Origin of the sequence: Sinomonas humi (genome assembly GCF_000802235.1) — a bacterium.
Classification (GTDB): Bacteria; Actinomycetota; Actinomycetes; order Actinomycetales; family Micrococcaceae; genus Sinomonas; species Sinomonas humi.
On record NZ_JTDL01000147.1, the window covers coordinates 1 to 22,664 of the forward strand.

Annotated in this window: 24 protein-coding genes and 1 pseudogene; 5 read left to right on the forward strand and 20 right to left on the reverse strand. The window is 68.5% G+C overall.

The window, feature by feature from the left end; translation table 11 throughout:
* A pseudogene (locus tag LK10_RS18370) lies at positions 1-308 on the forward strand (hypothetical protein); the annotation flags it as partial.
* Here LK10_RS18370 and LK10_RS18375 read toward each other — a convergent pair.
* The 3 genes from LK10_RS18375 to pheS are packed head-to-tail and all read right to left on the reverse strand — an operon-like array spanning position 298 to position 4,551.
* Positions 298-927, reverse strand: coding sequence for a 4'-phosphopantetheinyl transferase family protein (locus LK10_RS18375; protein WP_156144256.1), 630 nt, complete (start codon positions 925-927; stop codon positions 298-300). The pseudogene LK10_RS18370 and the gene LK10_RS18375 sit on opposite strands and share 11 nt — an antisense overlap.
* A gap of 11 nt (positions 928-938) precedes the next feature.
* Entirely contained in the window at positions 939-3,485 is a 2,547-nt protein-coding gene (gene pheT, locus LK10_RS18380) for a phenylalanine--tRNA ligase subunit beta (protein WP_043127024.1), read from the reverse strand.
* A gap of 4 nt (positions 3,486-3,489) precedes the next feature.
* Positions 3,490-4,551: a phenylalanine--tRNA ligase subunit alpha gene (gene pheS / locus LK10_RS18385; RefSeq protein WP_043127026.1), complete on the reverse strand. Its 1,062-nt coding sequence runs from the start codon at positions 4,549-4,551 to the stop codon at positions 3,490-3,492.
* Positions 4,552-4,648: 97 nt separating this feature from the next.
* Between pheS and LK10_RS18390 the strand changes: the two genes are divergently transcribed.
* Together LK10_RS18390 and LK10_RS18395 are read left to right on the forward strand one after the other, a co-directional pair.
* On the forward strand, positions 4,649-5,317 hold the full coding sequence (locus LK10_RS18390; RefSeq protein ID WP_043127195.1) for an SIMPL domain-containing protein: 669 nt from the start codon (positions 4,649-4,651) through the stop codon (positions 5,315-5,317).
* 33 nt (positions 5,318-5,350) lie between these two features.
* Positions 5,351-6,421, forward strand: a complete 1,071-nt coding sequence (locus tag LK10_RS18395) for an Rv2578c family radical SAM protein (RefSeq protein ID WP_081998676.1) — start codon at positions 5,351-5,353, stop codon at positions 6,419-6,421.
* A 9-nt stretch (positions 6,422-6,430) separates the two neighbouring features.
* Here the strand turns inward: LK10_RS18395 and LK10_RS18400 are convergent, their stop codons facing one another.
* From LK10_RS18400 to infC, 7 genes are all read right to left on the reverse strand, one after another.
* On the reverse strand, positions 6,431-6,874 hold the full coding sequence (locus LK10_RS18400) for a (deoxy)nucleoside triphosphate pyrophosphohydrolase (RefSeq protein ID WP_408021469.1): 444 nt from the start codon (positions 6,872-6,874) through the stop codon (positions 6,431-6,433).
* Between the two features lie 39 nt (positions 6,875-6,913).
* Entirely contained in the window at positions 6,914-7,252 is a 339-nt protein-coding gene (locus LK10_RS18405) for a hypothetical protein (RefSeq protein ID WP_052207571.1), read from the reverse strand.
* Between the two features lie 75 nt (positions 7,253-7,327).
* Positions 7,328-8,242, reverse strand: a complete 915-nt coding sequence (locus tag LK10_RS18410) for a cation diffusion facilitator family transporter (RefSeq protein WP_043127028.1) — start codon at positions 8,240-8,242, stop codon at positions 7,328-7,330.
* A 10-nt stretch (positions 8,243-8,252) separates the two neighbouring features.
* Positions 8,253-9,149: a TrmH family RNA methyltransferase gene (locus tag LK10_RS18415; RefSeq protein ID WP_043127031.1), complete on the reverse strand. Its 897-nt coding sequence runs from the start codon at positions 9,147-9,149 to the stop codon at positions 8,253-8,255.
* Between the two features lie 80 nt (positions 9,150-9,229).
* A complete protein-coding gene (rplT, locus tag LK10_RS18420; RefSeq protein WP_043127034.1) occupies positions 9,230-9,616 on the reverse strand; it encodes a 50S ribosomal protein L20 in 387 nt (128 codons plus the stop codon).
* A 98-nt stretch (positions 9,617-9,714) separates the two neighbouring features.
* Complete coding sequence (gene rpmI, locus LK10_RS18425) at positions 9,715-9,909, reverse strand: 50S ribosomal protein L35 (protein WP_043127037.1); 195 nt, start codon at positions 9,907-9,909, stop codon at positions 9,715-9,717.
* 125 nt (positions 9,910-10,034) lie between these two features.
* A complete protein-coding gene (gene infC, locus LK10_RS22900; RefSeq protein ID WP_269429535.1) occupies positions 10,035-11,147 on the reverse strand; it encodes a translation initiation factor IF-3 in 1,113 nt (370 codons plus the stop codon).
* 267 nt (positions 11,148-11,414) lie between these two features.
* Between infC and LK10_RS18435 the strand changes: the two genes are divergently transcribed.
* Positions 11,415-11,780, forward strand: a complete 366-nt coding sequence (locus LK10_RS18435; RefSeq protein ID WP_043127040.1) for a DUF1844 domain-containing protein — start codon at positions 11,415-11,417, stop codon at positions 11,778-11,780.
* Here the strand turns inward: LK10_RS18435 and LK10_RS18440 are convergent.
* The 8 genes from LK10_RS18440 to LK10_RS18470 all read right to left on the reverse strand — a co-directional run bounded on the left by LK10_RS18440 (position 11,773) and on the right by LK10_RS18470 (position 17,960).
* The gene (locus LK10_RS18440; RefSeq protein ID WP_043127043.1) at positions 11,773-13,086 is read right to left on the reverse strand and encodes an MFS transporter; all 1,314 of its coding nucleotides are present in this window, start codon (positions 13,084-13,086) and stop codon (positions 11,773-11,775) included. The genes LK10_RS18435 and LK10_RS18440 overlap by 8 nt on opposite strands.
* A gap of 38 nt (positions 13,087-13,124) precedes the next feature.
* Entirely contained in the window at positions 13,125-14,000 is an 876-nt protein-coding gene (locus LK10_RS18445) for an SseB family protein (protein WP_043127046.1), read from the reverse strand.
* Position 14,001: 1 nt separating this feature from the next.
* Positions 14,002-14,742 carry a bifunctional 1-(5-phosphoribosyl)-5-((5-phosphoribosylamino)methylideneamino)imidazole-4-carboxamide isomerase/phosphoribosylanthranilate isomerase PriA gene (priA, locus tag LK10_RS18450; RefSeq protein ID WP_043127049.1) on the reverse strand — a complete coding sequence of 247 codons (741 nt, stop codon included), beginning with the start codon at positions 14,740-14,742 and terminating at the stop codon, positions 14,002-14,004.
* Positions 14,743-14,769: 27 nt separating this feature from the next.
* On the reverse strand, positions 14,770-14,916 hold the full coding sequence (locus tag LK10_RS22445) for a hypothetical protein (protein WP_197061997.1): 147 nt from the start codon (positions 14,914-14,916) through the stop codon (positions 14,770-14,772).
* A 9-nt stretch (positions 14,917-14,925) separates the two neighbouring features.
* Positions 14,926-15,645 carry an imidazole glycerol phosphate synthase subunit HisH gene (gene hisH / locus LK10_RS18455; protein ID WP_156144264.1) on the reverse strand — a complete coding sequence of 240 codons (720 nt, stop codon included), beginning with the start codon at positions 15,643-15,645 and terminating at the stop codon, positions 14,926-14,928.
* A 29-nt stretch (positions 15,646-15,674) separates the two neighbouring features.
* Positions 15,675-16,307, reverse strand: a complete 633-nt coding sequence (gene hisB / locus LK10_RS18460; RefSeq protein ID WP_043127052.1) for an imidazoleglycerol-phosphate dehydratase HisB — start codon at positions 16,305-16,307, stop codon at positions 15,675-15,677.
* Positions 16,308-16,362: 55 nt separating this feature from the next.
* Positions 16,363-17,493 (reverse strand): histidinol-phosphate transaminase, encoded by a 1,131-nt coding sequence (locus LK10_RS18465; RefSeq protein WP_231567842.1) that lies wholly within the window; start codon positions 17,491-17,493, stop codon positions 16,363-16,365.
* Positions 17,494-17,582: 89 nt separating this feature from the next.
* Complete coding sequence (locus LK10_RS18470) at positions 17,583-17,960, reverse strand: LysM peptidoglycan-binding domain-containing protein (RefSeq protein WP_043127055.1); 378 nt, start codon at positions 17,958-17,960, stop codon at positions 17,583-17,585.
* A 231-nt stretch (positions 17,961-18,191) separates the two neighbouring features.
* Between LK10_RS18470 and lexA the strand changes: the two genes are divergently transcribed.
* Positions 18,192-18,902 (forward strand): transcriptional repressor LexA, encoded by a 711-nt coding sequence (gene lexA / locus LK10_RS18475; RefSeq protein ID WP_043127057.1) that lies wholly within the window; start codon positions 18,192-18,194, stop codon positions 18,900-18,902.
* Here the strand turns inward: lexA and LK10_RS18480 are convergent.
* Positions 18,891-20,927, reverse strand: coding sequence for an ATP-dependent DNA helicase (locus LK10_RS18480; protein WP_043127060.1), 2,037 nt, complete (start codon positions 20,925-20,927; stop codon positions 18,891-18,893). The two genes, lexA and LK10_RS18480, sit on opposite strands and share 12 nt — an antisense overlap.
* Positions 20,920-22,521: a GTPase HflX gene (gene hflX / locus LK10_RS18485; RefSeq protein WP_043127220.1), complete on the reverse strand. Its 1,602-nt coding sequence runs from the start codon at positions 22,519-22,521 to the stop codon at positions 20,920-20,922. Before hflX ends, LK10_RS18480 begins: the two co-directional genes overlap by 8 nt.
* Positions 22,522-22,664: the final 143 nt, after the last annotated feature.

Genomic DNA, 22,664 nt, shown 5'->3' on the forward strand with positions numbered 1-22,664 from the left:
CACCTCCCCGCCCGAAAAGCGCGGAACGGCGATGGCCCTCTGGGGCGCGACAGCCGGCTTCGCCACGCTCGTGGGCCCGATCCTCGGCGGCCTGCTCGTCGACGGCTGTGGGCGAGGAGCTCTTCTTCCGTTCGCTGCGGGCCTTCGCATCCGACTACCGCCACGGCAACGCGTCAACGCCCGACCTCGTCGCGGTGCTCGACCGCGTCTGCATCGAGGTCGCGGACTTCGACGCCGCGCGCATACTGGACCGCTGGCTTTACTGCCAGGAGCTCCCTGCCCTGCCCGAGGGCGTCGTCAAGGCTTGACGACGGCGAGTGCCGCCACGAAGCCGCCCGGGAGCCCGAGCCCGCTCGTGGAAAGATCCGCGATACTGGGATTGTCGAGAGTCTCGACGGTGGCGGGGTCCGTGCGCAGACCCTCCCCACGGGCCTTGAGAAGGGCCTCCTTGCGAGCCCAGAGCCGCGCGGCCTCGGCGCCCCGGTCGGGGACTTGGGACAGACGACGGCGCTCTGCCCGCGAGAAGGCCGCCTCGGGAACGGCGTTCCGTAAATCCGCGACGGCCGCGAGGTCGACGCCGAGACGCACCCGCTCGCCGTCGTCGGCCGGCGCGACTGCGAGCAGAGCCCAGCCGCCCGCCCGGGACGCACTCGCAGCGATCGGCAGCCCGACCTGCCCGCCGTGATCGCGGTACAGGGCAAAACCGGGTGAGCCGTGCTCTCCTTGGCCGCAATCCGGGCACTCATAGGCCGGGAGGATGACCTGCGGCGGTAGCCCGAGCACACTCGCGACGAGGCCACGCAAGGCGAGGCGCGCGAGCGTGAACTCGCGCGCCTTGTCCCGATCCGCCATCGCTCGCGCACGCTGGGCCTCCCCCGCCGTCGGCTCGCCCGTCGGCCAAGGAAGGTCGGCTCCCCCAAGCGGCACGGCTCGTAGGATCAGCGTTGAACGGCCCCGAAACGTTCGGCGGCGCGCGCGACGGCTGCTGCCCTCGCCTCCGAGGCCTCGTCCGCGGTCAGCGTGCGGTCCGAAGCTCGGAACCGCAGGCCGAACGCGAGCGACTTCTTCCCCTCGCCGATGCCCTGGCCCGCGTACACGTCGAAGAGGTGCACCTCCTCGAGGAGCTCGCCTGCTCCCTCCCGCAACGCTTCCTTGACATCGTCGGCCGGGACCCCGGCGTCGACAATGAGCGCGACGTCCTGCGTCGCCATCGGGAACGTCGAGATGTGCCGCGCCACGATCACGTCGGGGGCGGCTTCGAACAACATGTCCGCGTCGAGCTCGAGCGCGACCGAACGCGCTGGCAGGTCCTGAGCCGCCAGGAGCTTCGGGTGGAGCTCGCCGGCGAAACCGACGACCTCGCCCGTGCGAAGGGCAAGCTGCGCCGTCCGCCCCGGGTGGAAGGCCTGATGGACGCCTTGGGTCACGACGAGCTCGACCCCCAGGATGTCCCCTGCCAGACGCGCTATGTCGAGAGCGTCGGACCAGTCCCAGAGCCTGGGCGCGTGGTTCGCTGCGGCGGGCGAGTCGTGGCCGGTGAAGACCGCACCGATGTGTAGCGGCTGATGCGGGAGGCCCGCCTCGAGCGCATCGAGGACGTCGTCAGTCGGCAGAGTGCCGAGCGGCGGGATCGAAGCCGTACCGATCCTGCTGTCTTCGGGCAGGAACACGAGCCCCGCCTCGAAGAGCGCGAGGTCGCGGAACCCGCGCGAGAGGTTGCGCTTCGCGACCTCGAGCAGGCCCGGGAGTATCGACGTCCGCAGCCAGCCGAGCTCCTCGCTCAGCGGATTCGCGAGCTTGACGGCAGGGCGCACCGCTCCGGCTTCGGCGACGCCGAACGTGTCGTTGGCTGCCTGCGAGACGAAGGGGTACGCGAGCACCTCCGTCAGGCCAGCGTCGGCGAGGGCCTGCACGAGGCGACGGCGCTGCTGCTGCGTCCGGGTCAGGCCCCGGCCGGGGGGCGCAACCGGAAGGCGCGAGGGAATCTTGTCGTAGCCGACGAGGCGCGCGATCTCTTCGGAGAGGTCCTCCTTCGTCTCGAGGTCGAGGCGCCAGCTCGGCGGCGTGACGAGGTAGTCCGCACCCCGCCGCTCGATCTTGGCCCCGAGGTCTCCCAGCGTCCGTGCGATGAGCTCCTCGCTGAACTCCATGCCGATGCGTTCGGACGCGAACGCCCCGGGCAGCAGGATGTTGACGGGCTCGGGCGCACTGCCCACATCCGTGCCGGACTCGTCCGCCACGCCGCCGCCGAGCTCGACCAGCAGGTCGACGACCCGCTGTGCAGCCTCGTCTGCGACCTGCCAGTCGACCCCGCGTTCGAAGCGCTTGGATGCCTCGGAGGGCAGCTTGTGCCGACGGCGGGAGCGGCCGACGGTCACCGTGTCGAAGTGGGCAGACTCGACGAGAACGTTGACCGTCGTGTCCGAACACTCCGTCGAGGCGCCGCCCATGACGCCTGCAATGCCGATGGGGCCAGACTCGTCGGTGATGAGCAGGTCCTCCGGATCGAGCTCGCGGACCTTGCCGTCGAGTGTCTCGAGCTTCTCGCTCTCCTCGGCTCGACGCACCGTGATCGTGCCGGTGAGCTTGTCGAGGTCATAGCAGTGCGTCGGCTGGCCCAGCTCGAACATGACGTAGTTCGAGATGTCGACGGGCAGCGAGATGGAGCGCACCCCGGCGAGCCGAAGGCGGGAAACCATCCACTGGGGGGTGGGCCGGGTCGGGTCGATCCCGCGCACTGTGCGGGCGACGAAGCGATCGCAGCCGAGGACGCCGTAGATCGGCGCACGGTCGTCGAGAACGACGTCGTAGCCGCCTTCGAGGGATGCCGGCGCGGTGACGAGCGTGGCGGGGTCCTCGAACGAGGTGCCCGTGGCGTGCGCGTATTCGCGAGCGATGCCGCGGATCGAGAAGCAGTAGCTGCGATCCGGGGTCACGTTGATCTCAGCGGCCTGGTCGTTCAGTCCGAAGAGTGCGAGGGCGTCCGTACCGAGCTCCGGGTCGAGGCCGAGGCGCGAGAGGACGATGATGCCGTCGTGGTCCTCGCCGATGCCGAGCTCGCGAGCCGACGCGATCATGCCGGCGGAGACGTGACCGTACGTCTTGCGGGCAGCGATATGGAAGTCGCCCGGCAGCGTCGCGCCCGGCAAGGTCACAACGACCTTGTCGCCCTCGACGAAGTTGTGGGCGCCGCAGACGATGCCCTGCACCCCGGAGGGGTCGATGCCCTTGCCGGTAAGCGTCTGCTCCTGGCCTTCGGGGACCACGCGGACCTGGCACCAGTTGATGGTCTTGCCGTTGGTCTGCGGCTCCTTGACAAGGCTGAGGACCTGCCCGACCACGATCGGCCCGCTGATGCTCTCGGAGGGCCGGTGCACGGCCTCCTCTTCGAGTCCGACGGAGACGAGGTCAGCCATGAGGTCTTCGGCGGTCGCGTCCGCCGGAAGCTGCGTGTACTCGCGCAGCCATGAAAGGGGGATTCGCATGTCCCTAGATCTCCATCCCGAAGTGCTCGCTGAAGCGGACATCGCCCTCGATCATGTCCCGCATGTCGACGACGTCGTTGCGGAACATGAGGGTCCGCTCGATGCCCATGCCGAAGGCGAAGCCGGAGTAGACGTCGGGGTCGATCCCTGCAGCCCGGAGGACGTTGGGGTTGACCATGCCGCAGCCGCCCCACTCGATCCAGCGGGGGCCGCCCTTCGCACCGGGATGCCAGATGTCGAGTTCGGCGCTCGGTTCGGTGAACGGGAAGTAGTTCGGGCGAAGCCTGATCTGCGCCTCCTGGCCGAACATGAGCCGAGCGAAGTGCTCAAGGGTCCCGCGGAGATCCGCCATGCTGAGCCCCTTGTCGACGGCAAGGCCCTCGAACTGGTGGAAGACGGGGGTGTGCGTCGCATCGAGCTCGTCCGTGCGGAACACCTTCCCCGGGCACAGGACATAGATCGGCACCTCGCGCTCGAGCATGGCCCGCACCTGGACCGGCGAGGTGTGCGTGCGCAGGAGGACATGCCGCTCGGGAGGATCGACGAAGAACGTGTCCTGCATCTCCCGCGCGGGGTGGTCCGGCTTGAAGTTGAGGGCGTCGAAGTTGAACCACTCGGACTCGACCTCGGGACCCTCGGCGATCTCCCAGCCCATGCCCACGAAGATGTCGCTCACGCGATCCTGAAGCGTCGAGAGGGGGTGGCGGGCGCCCGCGCGGCGACGCCGGGGCGCAGCCGTCACGTCGACCGTCTCCTCGAGGAGGATCCGGGCGTCGTTCTCCGCCTCGAGAACCTCGGAGCGCTCGGCAATCGCCTTGTTGACGCGGCCGCGCGCCGAGCCGATGATCTTGCCCGCGCTCGCCTTGGATTCCTTGGGCAACGAGCCGATGGCGCGATTGGCGAGGGCAAGCGGAGACTTCTCTCCGGTGTGGGCGATGCGGACGGCCTTGAGTTCGTCCAGATTGGCCGCGCCCGAGATGTCCTGGAGGGCGCGCTCGACGGCGGCGGTGACGGCGGTCTCGTCCAGAGGATCCGGGACGGTGGCGCCGGGCAGTGTTTCAGTCATGGACCGTTCTTACGCAGCGGGTGGGTTTGCGCCCTCAGTCTAGTAGACGTGCCCTAGACTCTGGGCGAGCCAGCGGAGCCCCGCTACCGTGGGAGACGTGGTACGCAAGCCCGACCTTGTCAGCACGACCGGCGTCGGCGCCGTCCGCGCCGCACCGGACACCGCCGTCCTCCGCCTCGGCGTCGAAGTACGCGAGGCGGGCCTGGCCCATGCCTATTCGGGCGCATCCGCGGCGGCGCGAAGGGTCGTGGAGGGTGTGCTCGAGCAGGGAATTCCCCGCCACGACATTTCGACCAGCGGCCTCAGCGTCCGCAGCGAGACGGTGTGGCGCGAGAACAGCGCCCAGGAGGTCGTCGCCTACGTGGCCAGCACCGGCCTTACCGTCACCGTGCGCGAGCTCGCGGACACGCCCAAGGTGCTCGACGCCGTCGTGCGCTCCGCTGGGGACGCGCTCAGGGTCCACGGCGTCGGACTGGAGGTGAGCGATCGGGCGAGCCTCGAGGCAGCGGCTCAGGAGGCGGCGTTCGACGACGCGCGGGCCGCCGCCGAGCGGCTCGCGCGCAAGGCGGGACGCACCCTGGGCGAGGTCCTACGGATCGACGCTGCTGCCTTCACTCCGCCCGGGGCGCCCGTCCCCCTCGCTCGGGCTGCCCTCGCGAGCACAGTCCAGCCCATGCCGATCGAGGCGGGCGAAACGGACGTCAACGCCTCCGTCGCAGTGACGTGGCGACTCTCGCCGGCCCCCAGCAAGGCGAGCAGGGCTTGACATCAAGTTCGAAGATGTATTCGAATAGTTGCCATGCGATGGAACACGCAGACGGCGCAGGGTGAGAGCGAAGCGAGCGGGGAGGGAACTCCTCTCATTCCGCTTGCAGGCCTACTCCGGGCCGTCCGGACGCCGGAGTTCCAAGGCATCACGTTCCATGAGGTCGCCGCGAGATCGGCGCTCAACAAGGTGCCGCCGGCGTCCTCCATGCCGTTTCGGTGGACGATCAATCCCTACCGAGGGTGCAGCCATGCGTGCGTGTACTGCTTCGCGCGCGGCACCCACGCCTATCTCGACCTCGATTCGGGCCTCGACTTCGACCGCCAGCTCGTGGTCAAGGTCAACGTCGTCGAGGTACTGAAGGCAGAACTCGCGAGGCCCTCATGGTCCCGTGAGCACGTGGCCCTCGGCACCAACACCGATCCATACCAGCGTGCCGAGGGGCGGTACGCGCTCATGCCGGGGATCATCCGCGCACTCGCCGAATCAGGCACTCCCTTCTCGATCCTCACGAAGGGAACCCTGCTCGCCCGCGACCTGCCTCTCCTGAAGGCGGCAGCCGCTCACGTCTCCGTGGGCACCGCAATATCGCTCGCGATGCTCGATCCCGCCCTCCAGTCCATGATCGAACCGGGGACCCCGACGCCCTCGGCCAGGTTGTCCCTCATCTCGAAACTGCGGGATGCCGGGCTCGCGTGCGGCGTGATGGCCATGCCGATCCTGCCTTGGCTCACGGATGGCGAGGAACAGCTCGACGCTCTGTTCGGCTCCCTCGCCTCGGCCGGCGCGACCGGGGTGACGGCCGGCGCGCTCCACCTGCGCCCCGGGACCAAAGAATGGTTCATGCAGTGGCTCGCGCGTGAGCATCCTCGCCTTGTGGGGCGGTACCGGCGGCTCTACGGAGCCGGGGCGTATGCGCCCAAGGACTATCGGACGTGGCTCGCCCGCCGGGTCAGCGCGGCGAAGGCGCGGCATGGCTTCGCCGGCTCGGAGAGCTTTGGGCACCGCATGGGGGCCTCTCGCGCGGGCAGCGCAGCTGAGGGCAGCACCCCTGAGAGCAGCATCGCGCTCCGGCCCGCGGCCGTGCAGGGCGAGCTCTTCTGAGCCCGGAGCCTAGGCGCAGCCGGCTGCTCGCACGGCCTCGAGGATGGGGAAGTCGGCGGGAATCCAGGCGAGGCCCGTAAGGCGCTCGACGTCGTCCAGCTCCACCCACCGCAGTTCATCGTGGTCCTCGAGCGGCGAGGGATCCCCGTCGATGATCTCGGCGAACCAGACGCGCATGGCTGCCTTCGCGTTGAGTGGCCATCCGCCCGGCTCGGGGGCGGCAACCTCCCGGCCAAGCTGCACGCGGATGCCCAGCTCCTCGGCGAGCTCCCGGTGCAGTGCGGCCTCAGGTGTCTCGCCCGGCTCGACCTTCCCGCCGGGGAACTCCCACATTCCCGCGAAGGCCGGCGGAGCAGTCCTTCGGGCGGCGAGCAGCCTCATTGGGCGCCCGAGGGAATCGACAATCGCCGCGCCCACTACTTGGACTGTCCCCGGCGCTCCTTCCACATGCACTGGGCAAGTCTAGGTGCTGTTGGCTGTGGCACCGGCCCCCTACTGGTCGGCGTGTTCGCCTACGTTGAGCCACAGCGTGTCGTCCTCGACCCGGTCGAGCTCATCCGCCGCGACATATCGGTCTCCTGCGAGCAGGCCAGACTTGTCGACCTTCACGTAGCCCAGCCGCAAGAGCCGTTCCGCGATGTGTCGGGGCAGCTTTGCGGTTTCGGCAAGGTCATCGATAAGGCTGCCGAGGCCCCCGGTCTCAGGAGCGGTCTGGCCCTCGGTAGTCACTGCCTCCGGATCGCCCATCTTGAGTTCCGCGACCTTGCCGATCTTCTTTCCATCCGGTCCGACGACATGCATTCCTTCGCGTACTTGCTCGATGACAGCCATGGTCGATGTCCTCCGTGAGTCCGCCGTTGGATGCCCACAGTGTAGAACCCGACCCGGCCTAGGAGAATGGGCTGGCTAGTCCGCGCGCGGGATGTCCGGCTCGAGATAGATGACCCGCGCGCTCGGAACTGCCGCCCGGATCCGCGCCTCGGCGTCGTCGATCGCCTTGGCGATCTGCGCGCCCGTCGACGCGGTCCCCACGCTGAACTTGGCGGCGACGAGCAGTTCGTCCGGTCCGAGGTGCATCGTGCGCAGGTGGATGATGCGCGTCCCATCGCTCTCCAGGGCCGACTCGATCTTCGCGATGTCGGAAGAGGTGGCCGATTCGCCGACCAGGAGCGAACTCGTCTCGAACGCCAGGACCGCTGCGATGACCACGAGCAGGATCCCGATCATCGCGGTGCCGACGGCATCCCAGACCCCGTTGCCGGTAATGAGCGTGAGCGAGACGCCGAAAAGCGCACACGCGAGCCCGATGAGCGCCCCGAAGTCCTCGAGAAGGATCACCGGAAGCTCCGGCTGCTTCGCCGCACGGACGAACTGCGCGAGACTCTGCCCTCCGCGCGAAGGCCGGGACGCCCCCATTGCGGTGCGGAATGAGAGGCCCTCAGCAACGATCGAGCCGAGCAGGATCGCGAGGGGTACCCACCACCACGCGCCCTCGATCGGCTCGGGATGCTGGAACTTCTCCCACGCCTCGAACAGGGCAAAGAGGCCACCGACCGTGAACAGGACGATCGAGACGATGAAGGCGTAGATGTAGCGCTCGCGACCATAGCCGAACGGGTGCTGCGGGCTCGCCTGACGCGCGGACCGCTTTCCGCCGATCAGCAGCAGAACCTGGTTTCCGGAGTCTGCGACGGAGTGGATGGCCTCGGCGAGCATTGATGAAGATGACGTGAGTACGAACGCGACGAACTTCATCGCCGCGATCGAGAGGTTGGCCGCGAGCGCCGCGACTACTGCCTTGGGACCCCCGGAAGCCGACATGCCTCTGAACCTACCCGTTCAGTCCGGGGTCAAGCCGCTGTGCCCGCGCGCTCGCGTAGAGGCACACCGTGGCGGCAGTCCCGACGTTGAGGCTTTCCGCTTCGCCGTAGATGGGCACGGCAACCCTGGCATCGGCAAGTGCCAGCTCCTCTTCGGAGAGCCCTTGGGCTTCGTTGCCGAAGAGCCACGCTGTGGGGCGCTCCAGAGCGTACGACGACGGCGAGTCGCCAGCGCCATTCCCCCCACCGCTTGCTTCGGAGCCCAGGCGGCGGGCTGCACTCTCGTCCTGGAGCACGTCGAGGTCGACGACGCCGTAGCCGTCTGCGGCGAGCACGCCAAGGCCGGCTTCGCGCACCCGGGCGACGAGCTCGTCCCCATCCACCCCGATGACGACGGGGACGTGGAACAAGGACCCTGCCGTGCTCCGGACGACCTTCGGGTTGTAGACGTCGACGCTGCCCTCTGTGAGGACCACAGCGTCTGCGCCTGCTGCGTCGGCCGCCCGCAGGATGGTCCCCGCGTTGCCCGGGTCCTGGACGCGGCACAGGACGGCCACGAGACGCGGGGACCGCGCGAGGACGTCGTCGAGGGAGGTGTCGAGATAGCGGCACACAGCCACAATCCCCTGGGGGTTCACGGTGTCCGCCAGGGCAGCCAGCACCTCGTCGGTTGCGAGGCGGAGGGCGCCCGTCGCGGTGGCCAGTTCGTCCAGCTCCGGATACCGGTCGAGGCAGGCGGGGCTCGCGTAGACCTCGGTCACAAGCGGCGTGCCGCGGCTAGCGTCAAGCCGCAGGGCCTCACGTACGGCTTGGGGCCCCTCCACGAGGAACAGCCCACGCCGTTGGCGGGCCGAACGCTGGGCCAGCTTGGCGACATCCCGGACGCGGTCGGCGCGGGGATTGGTCATGGAAGTCACGGGTCCACCTTAAGCGAACGCCCGCACTGCCGAGCGGCAGTGCGGGCGTTCAGAGCGCGGTGTGCGATGGACTACTTCGCGGCAACCGGAGCGTTGACGTCCGACGGGAGGGCCTTCTTGGCAACCTCGACGAGGGCGGCGAATGCGCCGGCGTCGGAGACAGCAAGCTCGGCGAGCATGCGGCGGTCAACCTCGACCTCGGCGGCCTTGAGGCCCTGGATGAGGCGGTTGTAGGTCAGGCCGTTGGCGCGGGCAGCGGCGTTGATGCGCTGGATCCAGAGGCGGCGGAAGTCGCCCTTGCGCTTGTGGCGGTCCTGGTAGCTGTAGACGAACGAGTGCAGCAGCTGCTCTTTGGCCTTGCGGTAGAGGCGCGAACGCTGGCCTCGGTAGCCGGACGCCCGATCGAGGACGGTGCGGCGCTTCTTATGGGCGTTGACTGCCCGCTTCACACGTGCCATGTGTGTACTCCTTCAGAATCCTTCCCAGAGCCGCGGGCGCCCTGCGCCCGGCCGGGACGGCTAGGTGGCCCCGAAGGGCCGGTTGACTGGGAAAGAACTCAGATGCCGAGCATCCGCTTGATGACCTTGGCGTCGCCTCCGGACACGATCTTGTCCGCGTGCAGGCGGCGCGTGAGCGTCGTCGGCTTGTGCTCGAGGTAGTGGCGGCGGTTCGCCTGCTGACGCTTGAGCTTGCCCGAGCCAGTCAGCTTGAAGCGCTTCTTGGCGCCACTGTGGGTCTTCATCTTCGGCATGGTGACCGATCTCCTTCGTTTCCCGCGGCACCAGGCCGCGGCTTTCTCTGGCGGCCCGCTTCCGCGGGCCGACTGGTGGTTCCGCTGGCCGCCAAGACCGAAAGGTCTTCAGCGGCTGCGGTGGACTAGTTGCCCCGTCGTCCTGACGGGCGTGGTGCCGAGGGCTTGGGAGCTGCGGCACCGGGTCGAGGTGCTCCCGGCTTCGGGGCCTGCGGCCGAGGCGCCGACGGCTTCGGCGCTGCGGGCTTGGCGGCCTCGGCGGGCTTGGGTGCCTGGGGCCGAGGCGCCGGTGCCGGCCTGGGCGAAGGAGCCGGAGCCGCCTTGCGCTCGGGTTGGGCCACGGGCTTCTTGGCTGCGGGCGTCTCCGTCACCGAAGCTGGCCTCTCGGCCGGCTGCGCCGGTTCCTCCGCCGCCATAGCTGGCGTCTCCGCCGCCTGCGCCGGTTCCTCCGCCGCGTGCGCCGGTTCCTCCACCGCTACAGCTGGCGTTTCCGCCGTCGTCTCCTCCTGCGGCGTCTCGGCCGACGCCTCAGCCTCCACGGCCTCGGGCGCCTGCTCATCGGCCTGGACGGCCGCCTGCCGCAGGGCCTCGGGAAGCGCGTCGCCCAGAGACTGGGTCAGCGGAGCGTTGTCCGCTGTCACGCTCGCGGTCTTCGCTGCCTCGGCCTTGGCCTTGTCAGCGGCGCGCTGCGCGACCCTTCGGGCCTCGGCCTTCGCCTCAGCCTTGTTCTTGAGCGGACCGATCACCATGACCATGTTGCGACCGTCGATGCGCGGCGCCGATTCGATGGTGCCGACCTCGGCCACATCGTCCGCGAAGCGCTGCAGGAGCCGGATGCCCATCTCGGGACGCTGCTGTTCGCGGCCGCGGAACTGGATCATGGCCTTGACCTTGTCCCCGGCCCCGAGGAAGCGCAGCGCGTGGCCCTTCTTCGTCTCATAGTCGTGGGTATCGATCTTGAGGCGGAAGCGAATCTCCTTCAGAACCGTGTTCGTCTGGTTCTTGCGTGCCTCGCGAGCCTTGACCGCGGCCTCGTACTTGTACTTGCCGAAGTCCATCAGCTTGCACACCGGCGGTTTCGCCTGGGGTGCTACCTCAACGAGATCGAGGTCCGACTCGGCCGCCAGACGCAGCGCGTCCTCGATACGCACGATGCCGACCTGCTCGCCAGCAGGCCCCACGAGGCGCACCTCAGGGACGCGGATTCGCTCATTGATGCGTGGATCGCTAATGTTCAAGCTCCTCAAGTAGTCCGGGACAGCCCCGACAACGAGGAAGGCCCCCGATTGTCGGTGCAATCGGAGGCCTCGAAGGTGGGCGCCGCCTTGGACGCCGTGTCCGGCAGCGGCGGGGTGCCGCGCCAGTCAACCTGAGTACCCGGCAGCAATGCGATCGCACGCCGACGCGGGTGGGAGAGATCTCCGCTTGCAAACTGTCAATCAAGTATACAGGCAAAAAAACGCCTGAATAACGACATCCAGTCGGTCTGTGCCAAGCTTAGCAGCATGAGCACTGACCACACTGACCAGAACGGCACGGGCGCCGGCGCGAGCACCGAACTGCGGGACATCGCGGAAGTCCCCGCCGTCGAGGTCATCACGACCACCGCGGTCCACCTCATGAGCGCCGCGGCCGTCAAAGTAGGTCTGGCCGACGAGGGTGAAGAACTCAAGGACCTCGACGAGGCACGAAAGCTCATCACAGCGCTGGCAGGCCTCGTCACCGCCGCGGCCCCCGAGATCGGCTCCCAGCACGCGGCCCCACTTCGCGACGGGCTGCGATCGCTTCAGCTTGCGTTCCGAGAGGCGTCGACCATCCAAGACGCTCCGGGAAAGGGCCCCGGCGAGAAGTACACCGGCCCTGTCAACTGACCCCTTCGACGGCGGCGCGACGCCGTCGTCGCGCGCCCTGCGCGAGCAGGCCCGCGCCGCATAGCACGACGCCCTCGACCCCTATCCCGACGAAGCCGGCCCAGGGTCCGACTGCGTCGATCGTGAGTCCTGTGAAGGGCGAGCCAAGGGCCGTCCCCGCCGTGAGCGCGGAACCGTACCAGCCCATGGCCTCGCCGCGGCGCGCTTCGTCGACGAGCGAGGCCACGGCCTCGGACGCCGCGGAGAGCGTAGGCGCGCAGAGGAACCCGGCAGGCACGGAGAGCAGGGCCAGACTCGCCACGTCTCCCGCGAACCCCATCGGGATCGTGAGCGCAGACATGAGTAGCAGCAGCACGAGTGGATGCACCTTGCGAGTCATCGCGCCGTAGACGAGACCGCCGACGAGCGAGGAGAGGCACCACGCGAAGAAGACGACTCCGAGTTCCTCCCCCTGGCCGTGACCGCGCAGGACAGCCACGATCCCGACGTCGGTACCCGACAGGACGATGCCCGCTCCGGCAGCGACGACGAGAACGACGACGACGCCCGTCGAGAGCCAGCCGAGCCCTCCGCTGGCACGGCCGATGATCCGGCGCAGGCCCGAGGCGCCGTCCGCCTGGCCGGCAGCGACCTCAGCGGGTGCTGCGCTCTCGGCCGATTCAACCCCCGATGCCACATCCGGCTCGCAGGCCGCTGCGCCCTCGTCCGCTACAGCACCTGGCTGACCCGAGCGCGTCGGAGGGTTGAACCAGACGAGAGCGAGTCCGGCAAGGGCCGCCGAGAGACCGACGGCCGTGATTCCGACGACGGTAGAGAGCTGCACCCCGACAAGCGCCGCGAGCGCGGGCCCCACCATGAACGTGACTTCGGTGCAGATGGAATCGAGCGCAAAGGCCGTCCGCCTCTGAGCGGGTGTCGTCATGACGCCGAGCGACTGCCGCACGACGGAGAAGATCGGCAACGCGAACATTCCGCCGACGAGGGCCGCAGCCAGCAGGCCGGGGTAGTTGAGATGCGGCGCAATCGACCAGACGACGGCCTCAGCCACAATCGAGGGGATGAGCGCGCGCCGGAGCCCGACCGTGTCGACCCGGCGACCACGCCACGGTGCACCGATCGCGATGCCGATCGTGAGGAGCGCCGCCACGGCCCCGGCTGGGCCGTAACCCAGGCGAAGGGTCTGGACGACATGCAGCGTGAGCAGCACGCCGGCTGCCGAGTGTGGAATCCGCGCGACCATCGCGACGAGCAGCAGATTCCGTACGGGGCGGCGCCGCCAAAGTTGCCCGTACAGGGCGAAGTCCATCGGTCCCCCTCTTTGCGTCCTCCCCGTAACGCCTTCCCCTATCGGACCCCTGCCGTGCGGAGGGAAACCTCGATCGAGTCCACGGCCTCTGCGAAGCGCTCGGTGCGTGCGAGCCGGCCGTTCAGCTCTGCCACGATGCCACGTACGGACTCCGCAGGCAAGCCGGCGCTGAGCTCGAGAACGATCCGGAGCTCAGGACCCGGGCCGCCGCCGTTCAGGATCCGCCCTGAGCGGTCTCGGCTCACGACGCCCTTGCCCGGCTCAAGACGAACCCCGCGAATCTGCTCGATCCCCTCGATGGCGGCCGCAACGACCTGCACGAGCGTCTCGTCGCGGTACGACGGCGTCCATAGCCGTTGCTGCGCCAACGCCCATACGGCCGGCCGGCGAAGCACGAAGGTTCTGTCCGCCCCGGGATCGAGGACCACGAGTTCGGCACCCTCCGAAACGGCCGAAAGGGCAGCCCGTGGTGCAAAGACAGCGACAGGACGCGCCTCGGGGTGCCACGATTCAAGCCGCGCGACGGAGGTGAACGCGGGGAGAGCCTTTCGCCCATCGGGGGCGCTGAGCGTCACGAGGGCCATATCGGCCTCTTTGTCCTCTGCGAAGCCATGGTCGCCGAGACCGCCCTCGGCAAGGGTCGCGACGACAGGGACGAACACCCGGGCCGCCGAGAGCGCCTCGTGGACAGCTTCCTCCGTCCCGCCCGAGGCAAGCGCCTCCAAGGCCGCCTCTACGGCCGGGTCCGCCGCGCCGTCGTCGGCGTCGAAGCGGTGGAGCGGATTCCCCTCGCCGGCGAGGTCGCGCCCCGCCCAGGGCTGGCCGGCCGAGTCAGTTCCCTCGCCCGCCCGGTGGAGGGCTGCTGCAATGTGCCCCGGAAGGTGCCGCGGGGCCGGGTTGCCTTCCGCGCTCATGTCACCGGCGGCCGGCGACGTCGAGCGCCTCCGGCAGCGTGAACTTGCCCGCGTAGAGCGCTTTGCCGACGATCGCTCCCTCGACGCCGAGTGGGACTAGCTCGCGGAGCGCACGGAGATCGTCGAGGCTCGAGATTCCACCCGAGGCGACAACAGGCTTGTCGGTCCGCTCGCACATCTCGCGGAGGAGTTCGACATTGGGGCCGCGCAGCGTTCCGTCCTTCGTGACATCCGTGACGACGTAGCGCGAGCATCCTGCGTCCTCGAGGCGCGCGAGCACCTCCCAGAGGTCACCGCCCTCCTTCGTCCAGCCGCGGGCGGCGAGCGTCGTCCCCCGTACATCGAGGCCGACGGCGATCTGGTCGCCGTAGCGCTCGATCGCGCGCGCCGTCCAGGCCGGGTCCTCGAGTGCTGCCGTCCCGAGGTTGACCCGCGCGGCGCCGAGCTCGAGCGCGGCGTCGAGGGACGCGTCGTCGCGGATGCCGCCGGAGAGCTCGACCTTCACGGAGAGCTGGCGAACGACGTCGGCGAGCAGCTCGCGATTGCTGCCGCGACCGAAAGCGGCATCGAGGTCGACCAGATGCACCCACTCGGCACCGTCGTTCTGCCAGGCGAGCGCCGCCTCGAGCGGCTCGCCGTAGCTCGTCTCACTCCCGGCCTCGCCCTGCACGAGGCGCACGGCCTGGCCGTCGGCGACGTCAACGGCGGGCAGCAGCTCGAGGATGGACTCGCCAGCGGTCATGAAGGATCTCCTTGTGGTGGGCGGCTTTCAGGCCGATTGAGTGAAGAGGTAGGCAGCGACAAGCGCGGCGGCAGCGAGAACAGCGAATGAGATCCAGACCCAGTTCGCCATTCCCTGACGGCGGAAGGACACGACACCGCCGATGAGGATCCCGGCGAGGCCGAAGAGCAGCACCGACCACATCTAGGCGGAGGCCTTCTCATTCGAGGGCGCGTTCTTCGGCTTGAGGGAAGACACCCAGTTCCGCAGCAACCGCGCGCCGGCCTCGCCCGACTTCTCCGGGTGGAACTGCGTCGCGCACAGCGGGCCGTTCTCGACAGCCGCGATGAACGGAGCACCGTGCTCCGACCAAGTCACGAGCGGCGCTGCCATGCCCGGATGGCTAGCGTCGAACTTCCATTCCTGCACGCCGTACGAGTGCACGAAGTAGAAGCGCTCGTCCTCGATGCCCTCGAACAGGCGCGACCCTTCGGGCACGCTCACCGTGTTCCATCCCATGTGGGGGACGACGGCGGCAGGCAGCAGCTCTACGGTTCCCGGCCACTCCCCGAGTCCCTCCGACTCGACGCCGTGCTCGACACCGCGCTCGAACATGACCTGGAGGCCGACGCAGATGGCGAGAACCGGGCGACCCCCGGCCACGCGCCGACCGATGATCCTCAGGCCGTCCACCGACTTGAGCTCGTCCATGACCGTCGCGAATGCACCGACGCCCGGAACCACGAGACCATCCGCGTTGAGCGCATCCTCCGGCTTCGAACTCAGGGTTACAGCCGCACCAGCGCTTTCGAGTGCGCGAACCGCCGAGCGCACGTTGCCCGAGCCGTAATCGAGGACGACGACGGTGGGGCGCCCTTCGGGATCGGGTGCGGGGCCCCCGTGGTTGCGTGCGTCCACGGCGATTCCGTTGGTTGCGGACTCCCCCGCTTCGCTCACAGCGCACCCTTCGTCGAAGGGATTGCCTCGCCGATCCGCGGGTCGAGTTCGACTGCGGCCCGCAGGGCGCGGGCGAACGCCTTGAACTGCGCCTCGACGATGTGGTGCGGATCCCGGCCGGCGAGCACAGTCATGTGCAGGCAGATGCCCGCGTGCAGGGTGATCGCCTCGAAGACGTGGCGTGTGAGGGACCCGGTGAAGTGGCCGCCGATGAGGTGGTACTCCTGCCCCGCCGGCTCGCCGGAGTGGACGAGGTATGGCCGTCCGGAAACGTCCACCACCGCGTTCGCGAGCGCCTCGTCGAGCGGAATCGTCGCCTCGCCGAACCGCCGGATGCCCGCCTTGCTTCCGAGCGCTTCCTTGAGCACCTCGCCAAAGGTGATCGCGATGTCCTCGACAGTGTGGTGGACGTCGATGTGCGTGTCCCCCGTGGCCCTGACTGTGAGATCGATGAGCGAATGCTTGGACAGCGCCGTGAGCATGTGATCGTAGAAGGGCACGCTGCTCGAGATCTCGGAACGGCCCGTGCCGTCGAGGTTGATCTCTACGAAGACGGACGACTCGGAAGTCGTGCGCTCCATCCGCGCCGTTCGCGAAGTGCGACGCGCAGCCTGCAGCTCGGTGGTCATGGGTGAACGTCCTTCAATGGAAGCTGATGCGGGAGACCAATCCATTCTAGGCGGCCTAGGAGCGCTCCTCCTCGAGGAGCTCTTCGAGCCGCGAGAGGAAGGCAGAGGTCTCGGACTCGGTTCCGGCCGTCACCCGAAGGCTGCCGGGGATTCCCACGTCACGGACCAGCACGCCTGCCTCGAGCAGTCCCCGCCAGATGCGCTGTGGATCCGCCAGCCCGGTGAAGAAGACGAAGTTCGAATCGGAGGATGCGGGCCTCAGCCCCAGTCGCTCGAGCTCCTTCACGATGCGGTCCCGCTGGTGCTTGATCGCCTCGACCTCGGACATGAGTGAAGCGCGGTGCTGAAGGGCCGCGAGGGCAGTCGCCTGGGTTATCGCTGAGAGGTGGTAGGGAAGGCGGACGAGCCGGAGGGCGTCGGTCACCTCTTGCGCCGCCGCGAGGTACCCGAGACGGGCGCCGGCGAGGGCGAAGGCCTTGCTCATCGTCCGGCTGACCACGAGTCGCGGACGTCCCGGAAGGAGCGTGAGTGCGCTCTGCGTCCCGAGCTGTGCGAACTCCGCATACGCCTCGTCGACGATAACGATGGCTTGGCTCTCCTCGCCGGCTTCGTACACGGCTTCGACGACGTCGAGGCCGAGCGCGGTCCCCGTGGGGTTGTTCGGCGAGCACAGGAAGACGATGTTGGGCGCGAGCTCCCGCACCTGCCGCGCCGCCGATTCCGCGCTGAGCTCGTAATCGGCATCCCGCACGCCCTTGAGGTAGGCGGTTCCTGTACCCGCGGCAAGCAGTGGGTACATGGAATAGGTCGGAGGGAAGCCGAGGGCAGAGCGACCGGGACCGCCGAAGGCCTGGAGGAGCTGCTGGAGCACCTCGTTCGAGCCGTTGGCGGCCCAGAGCTGCTCGGGGGTCAGGTCATGGCCCAGATACTCGGCGAGAGCCTCGCGAAGCTCGGTGAATTCGCGGTCGGGGTATCTGTTGAGCGTCGAGACGGCTTCTCGCACGGATCGAGCTATGGCCTCCTGGACGTCCTGGGGCACTCCGTACGTATTCTCGTTGACGTTGAGCATGATCGGGACGTCCAGCTGCGGCGCTCCGTAAGGATGCTGGCCGCGCAGGTCCTCGCGCAAAGGGAGCCGCGCGAGGCGCTCCTCACGGGAGGTGGGCTGCACAGTCTGATCGTTCACCGGTCCAGCCTACGCCCGCACGGATGACGGCTCCGCATTCGTGAACCAGGCCCGCCTCAGCTTTAAGCCCCGCTTCTTTGAGCCCCGCTTCAGCCTGCCGTCGGGACCTGAATCTGCTGCCCTGCAGCGACATTGGTCGAATCGAGGTTGTTGAGCTCGACGATCTCGCCGATAACCGCGCGCGGGTCGCGGTCTGGAGCGTACTGCGCAGCGACAGTCCACAGCGATTGCCCCTGCTGGAGGGTCACCTGCCTCGTGTGAGTGACTGTCGGGGCGGTATCGCCAGCATGCGCAGGCGCGATGAGTCCGCTGAGGAACGCGAGCAGCAGGACCGCCCCAAGGAACGACGGCAGCGCAATGAGCACCAGTCGGCCGCGGCGCGTGAGCCGCAGGCGGGAACGCCGATCCTCCGCCCCGGCTGATTGAGCCGGTGCCCCTGCGAACGGAACTGCGAATGCGTGTGCCACGGTTCTTCCTCCTCAGGAATGTCTTCGAACATGTCTTCGAACCAGCCAGAACACTTTTAGCACTTCTCATCGAACGATGTCCAGACTCGCTAGAACACATGTTTGAAAGGTGCCTCCGTGTCCCCTACGGTGGAATCAGCATCCAGGCGGGCACCGACAAAATAAGGAGCCCGCGAAGAAGACCACGCAGAGCACGAAGCAGAAGACCGAGAAACGGGAAAGAGGGCACGCATGGCAGGAGTGGCCAGAGCCGCCAAAGGACTCACGGTGCGCCAGCGGAAGATCCTCGAGACGATCCAGCGCTCGGTCCAGACCAAGGGCTACCCACCGTCGATGCGGGAGATCGGCGACACTGTCGGCCTTGCAAGCCTCTCAAGCGTGACCCACCAGCTCGCCCAGCTCGAGAAGCTCGGCTACCTCCGCCGCGATCCCAAGCGGCCCCGGGCCATGGAAGTCCTCATGCCGCTGAACCTCGACGAGCGCCCCCTCACCATGGAGGCCGAGAGCGCGGCACCGGTGCTCGGCGTCGGAGGCATCCCGGTGGATGACATGGCGAGCGCCGCGGACACCGCGATGGTTCCGCTCGTCGGGCGCATCGCCGCCGGCGGCCCGATCCTCGCCGACCAGGTCGTAGAGGACGTCATGCCACTCCCCCGGCAGCTCGTGGGCTACGGAGAGCTGTTCATGCTGCGCGTCCGCGGAGATTCGATGATCGACGCGGCCATCTGCGACGGGGACTGGGTCGTCGTCCGGCGCCAGAACGACGCAGAGAACGGCGATATCGTCGCGGCGCTCCTCGACGACGAGGCGACGGTCAAGACGTTTCGGCAGCGAGATGGCCACACTTGGCTGCTCCCGCAGAACACCCGCTACGAGCCGATCCTGGGCGACCACGCGACCATCATGGGCCGCGTTGTCTCGGTGCTGCGCTCAGTCGTCTGAGGCAGCGAGCCGCTCGAGCGCCTTGAGCACGACTGCGCGGTCCGTGGTGCCCCACAAGGGCGGAAGCGCCGAGCGGAGGAACGCGCCGTAGCGTTCCGTGGCAAGGCGTGAATCGAGCACCGCGACCACCCCGCGGTCCTCCGTGGAGCGGATGAGCCTGCCAGCGCCCTGTGCGAGCCGCACGGCCGCGTGCGAAGCCGAAACACTCATGAAGCCATTCCCGCCCGCTTGTGCGACGGCGCGCGATCGGGCCGTCGCAAGGGGGTCGTCAGGCCGCGGGAACGGGATGCGGTCGATCACCACGAGCCGGCACGAATGACCGGGCACATCGACGCCCTGCCACAGGGACATCGTCCCGAAGAGACAGGTGTCCGGCTCGTCTGCGAACTGCCGTACGAGGGCGCTCATAGATGACTCGCCCTGGCAGAGGATCGGAACGTCCAGGCGCTCGCGCAGCTCGTCAGCGGCGTCCTCGGCGGCGCGCCGTGACGAGAAGAGGCAAAGCGCGCCGCCGGAGGACGCCCGGATCAGGGTCTCGAGCTCGTCGATTGCCTCTGCGGATACACCTCGGCCCGGCTTGGGTAGATGGCGCGCAACATAGAGGATGCCCTGACGTGGATAGTCGAAGGGAGAACCGACGTCCACGCCGGTCCAGGTCGGGGCGCCCTTGCCGAGGAGGCCTAGCCCTCCGGCGGCGGGCTCGAACGCGGCCCCGATCGCGAGAGTCGCAGATGTGAGCACCACAGTGTGGTCGGCGAAGAGGCCGTCACGCAGCTTTCCGCCGACGTTGAGGGGCGCGATGCACAGCGTTGCAGGTGCATCGTCAGCGGGTGCGGAATAACCGGATGCGGGGTCGAACGTCCCGGTTCGCGAGACCCAGATGACCTCTCCCTGGGCCTCCGCGTCGAGCATCCGCTCGCAGCACTCGAGTACTGCGCTGACCCGGGACCGCGCCACCTGTCGGCCGCCATCGGAGGACTGACCGTCGCCCGGCTTGGAGTCAGAGAGCGCCGCGCGGCTCGCGTCGCGCAGCAGCACGAGGGCCTGCGCGAGCTCCTCAGTGAGCCCCCGGGCAAGGAGTCCCGTCGGAACATCCGCCAGCGCGAGCTCGAGCTGAACGGCGGCCGATTGGAGCGCCTCGACCGAGAGGCCGCAGTGGCGGCGCAGGCTGGACGTCGCGGCAGTGGCCATCGCGCTCGAGAGTTGCCCGCTCACTGCCCCCGTCACGCGGTCCTGGAGCTCATGCGCCTCGTCGACGACCACAATGTCGTGCTCCGGCAGGACGTTGAGCCCCTCGAAGGCGTTGATCGCGAGCATCGCATGGTTGGTGACCACCAGATCCGCTTCGGCGCCGCGCTGCCGCGCAAGTTCGCTGAAGCACTCGGCGGCCATGGGACACCTCTGGGCTCCGAGGCACTCGAGGGCGGTGACCGAGACCTGGCGCCACGCGCGATCCGTGACCCCGGGCACAAGATCGTCACGGTCCCCTGTATCAGTCTCCTCCGCCCACTCCCGCAGGCGCTTGATCTCGCGCCCGAGCTGGGTTGTTGGACCGGAGCCAGCCGGGTGGGCGACGCCGGTGTCCTCGCCGAGGGCGAAGAGGGTCCCCTCGCCGCCCTCGTCAGAGGGGAACCCGCCCGAGAGCTTGTGCTTGCACAGATAGTTCGATCGCCCCTTGATGAGGGCGACGTCGACTGGATGGTCGAGCTCAGGCGTAATCGCCGAGAGCAGCCGCGGGAGGTCGCGGCCGACGATCTGGGCCTGAAGGGCGAGCGTGGCCGTGGCAACAACAGCGGGCCGGCCGCTGCTCTGCGCGTGCGCGATGAGCGGCACGAGGTAGGCAAGCGACTTGCCCGTTCCCGTCCCCGCCTGCACAAGCAGGTGTTTGCCCTCGTCGATCGAGCGCGCCACGTGCCGCGCCATCTCGTGCTGACCGTCGCGCTGCTGGCCGCCCATCGCCGCAACTGCGACGTCCAGCAGTCGGACAGCGGTCTCCTCGACCGCGCTCACCCTCACCTCAGTCATCGACGACGAACGGCTCCAACTCCGCAGCGAACTCCTCGCGCACCACTACGCGCGCAACTGTGCCGTCCGCCGTGTGCTCAAGCGAGCGGATCTCCGAGCTGCTCTCGTGAAGCTTGCTGAGGAGGTCACCCCGGCTGTACGGGATGAGGAGCGTGAGCATGACGTCCGGCCGCGGGATGGCTGCGCTGATCGTCTGCTTGAGCTCGTCGATTCCGAGGCCGGTCCGCGCCGAGACCACGACGTTGCGCGGCTCGTGCTGACGAAGCCGCTCGAGGACGAAGGGGTCGGCAGCGTCGGCCTTGTTGAGGACGATGATCTCGGGGATCTTCCGGGCGTCGACCTCCGAGAACACCTCCCGGACAGCGGCGATCTGGCCCTCCGGATCAGGATGCGACGCGTCGACGACGTGGAGGATCAGGTCCGCGTCGGCGACTTCCTCGAGCGTCGAGCGGAAGGCCTCCACGAGCTGCGTCGGAAGCGACCGCACGAACCCGACGGTGTCGGAAAGGGTGTACGGAAGGCCATCCGGCGTCTCGGCCCGCCGCACGGTGGGATCCAGGGTCGCGAACAGGGCGTTCTCCACGAGGACCCCTGCATCCGTGAGCCGGTTGAGCAGTGAAGACTTGCCCGCGTTCGTGTATCCCGCGATCGCGACGGACGGAACTTCGTTGCGTTTGCGATTGGCCCGCTTCGTCTCACGGGCAGGCTTCATCCCAGCAATCTCTCGCCGAAGCTTGGCCATCCGCGTGCGGATGCGGCGCCGGTCGAGCTCGATCTTCGTCTCGCCGGGGCCACGGGAGCCGATCCCACCGCCCGCGGCGCCGACTCGACCGCCCGCCTGGCGGGACATCGATTCGCCCCAGCCGCGGAGGCGCGGGAGCAGGTACTCGAGCTGGGCGAGTTCGACCTGGGCCTTGCCTTCGCGGCTCTTGGCATGCTGGGCGAAGATGTCGAGGATGAGTGCCGTCCGGTCGATGACCTTGACCTTGACGATGTCCTCGAGTCCGCGCCGCTGCGACGGCGACAGTTCCGAGTCGACGATCACAGTGTCTGCGCCGGTCGAGTAGACGATGTCTTTGAGCTCCTGCGCCTTGCCCGAGCCGAGGAACGTCCCCGCGTCCGGCTTGAGCCGGCGCTGGACAATACCGTCTAGCACCTCCGAGCCCGCGGTCTCGGCGAGCGCCGCGAGCTCCTGAAGGGAGTTCTCGGCGTCTTCGAGACTGCCCTCGCTCCACAGGCCCGCCAGCACGACGCGCTCGAGGCGCAGCTGCCGGTATTCGACCTCGGTTACATCCTCGAGTTCTGTCGAGAGGCCCGCGGTGCGGCGGAGGGCCCTGCGCTCTTCGAGGTCGCGCTGTTCGCCGTCGTACTCGCCGTGTTCGTCGTCGAGTTCGGACAGCGCAAGAGCCTTGCCGCTCGTGAGGCCCCCGCGGCGAGCGGACGGTGCGCGGTCGCCGTTGTCCTCCGCTCGGTGGCCCGCGCCCTTGGCGGCGGCTGCCTCCTCCTTCGCGAGGATCCGGTCGATGACGGCCTGAATGTCCTGGGCGCTCAGGTCCTGCGGCTGCGGCTCGCGCGCGGCGTCGTGGTTGGTCATGTTCTCCTTCGTCGGGAAGTCCTTTCCAGAATAGTTCTCAGGGGTGACAGAAGAGAGGTCACGCATAAGGCGTCTCCATGGGTTCGTCCTGTTGAGCCCGGCCGGAACGAGATCGACGGCGGGGCGTTGGCCAGCGGGAAGGG

Bases quoted from the DNA above. Each gene is read 5' to 3' on its own strand.
- pheT (WP_043127024.1), bottom strand. From the start codon at position 3,485: ATGCGAATCCCCCTTTCATGGCTGCGCGAGTACACGCAGCTTCCGGCG.
- pheS (WP_043127026.1), bottom strand. From the start codon at position 4,551: ATGACTGAAACACTGCCCGGCGCCACCGTCCCGGATCCTCTGGACGAG.
- LK10_RS18395 (WP_081998676.1), top strand. From the start codon at position 5,351: ATGCGATGGAACACGCAGACGGCGCAGGGTGAGAGCGAAGCGAGCGGG.
- LK10_RS18405 (WP_052207571.1), bottom strand. From the start codon at position 7,252: ATGGCTGTCATCGAGCAAGTACGCGAAGGAATGCATGTCGTCGGACCG.
- LK10_RS18410 (WP_043127028.1), bottom strand. From the start codon at position 8,242: ATGTCGGCTTCCGGGGGTCCCAAGGCAGTAGTCGCGGCGCTCGCGGCC.
- LK10_RS18415 (WP_043127031.1), bottom strand. From the start codon at position 9,149: ATGACCAATCCCCGCGCCGACCGCGTCCGGGATGTCGCCAAGCTGGCC.
- rplT (WP_043127034.1), bottom strand. From the start codon at position 9,616: ATGGCACGTGTGAAGCGGGCAGTCAACGCCCATAAGAAGCGCCGCACC.
- rpmI (WP_043127037.1), bottom strand. From the start codon at position 9,909: ATGCCGAAGATGAAGACCCACAGTGGCGCCAAGAAGCGCTTCAAGCTG.
- LK10_RS18435 (WP_043127040.1), top strand. From the start codon at position 11,415: ATGAGCACTGACCACACTGACCAGAACGGCACGGGCGCCGGCGCGAGC.
- LK10_RS18440 (WP_043127043.1), bottom strand. From the start codon at position 13,086: ATGGACTTCGCCCTGTACGGGCAACTTTGGCGGCGCCGCCCCGTACGG.
- LK10_RS18445 (WP_043127046.1), bottom strand. From the start codon at position 14,000: ATGAGCGCGGAAGGCAACCCGGCCCCGCGGCACCTTCCGGGGCACATT.
- priA (WP_043127049.1), bottom strand. From the start codon at position 14,742: ATGACCGCTGGCGAGTCCATCCTCGAGCTGCTGCCCGCCGTTGACGTC.
- hisB (WP_043127052.1), bottom strand. From the start codon at position 16,307: ATGACCACCGAGCTGCAGGCTGCGCGTCGCACTTCGCGAACGGCGCGG.
- lexA (WP_043127057.1), top strand. From the start codon at position 18,192: ATGGCAGGAGTGGCCAGAGCCGCCAAAGGACTCACGGTGCGCCAGCGG.
- LK10_RS18480 (WP_043127060.1), bottom strand. From the start codon at position 20,927: ATGACTGAGGTGAGGGTGAGCGCGGTCGAGGAGACCGCTGTCCGACTG.
- hflX (WP_043127220.1), bottom strand. From the start codon at position 22,521: ATGACCAACCACGACGCCGCGCGCGAGCCGCAGCCGCAGGACCTGAGC.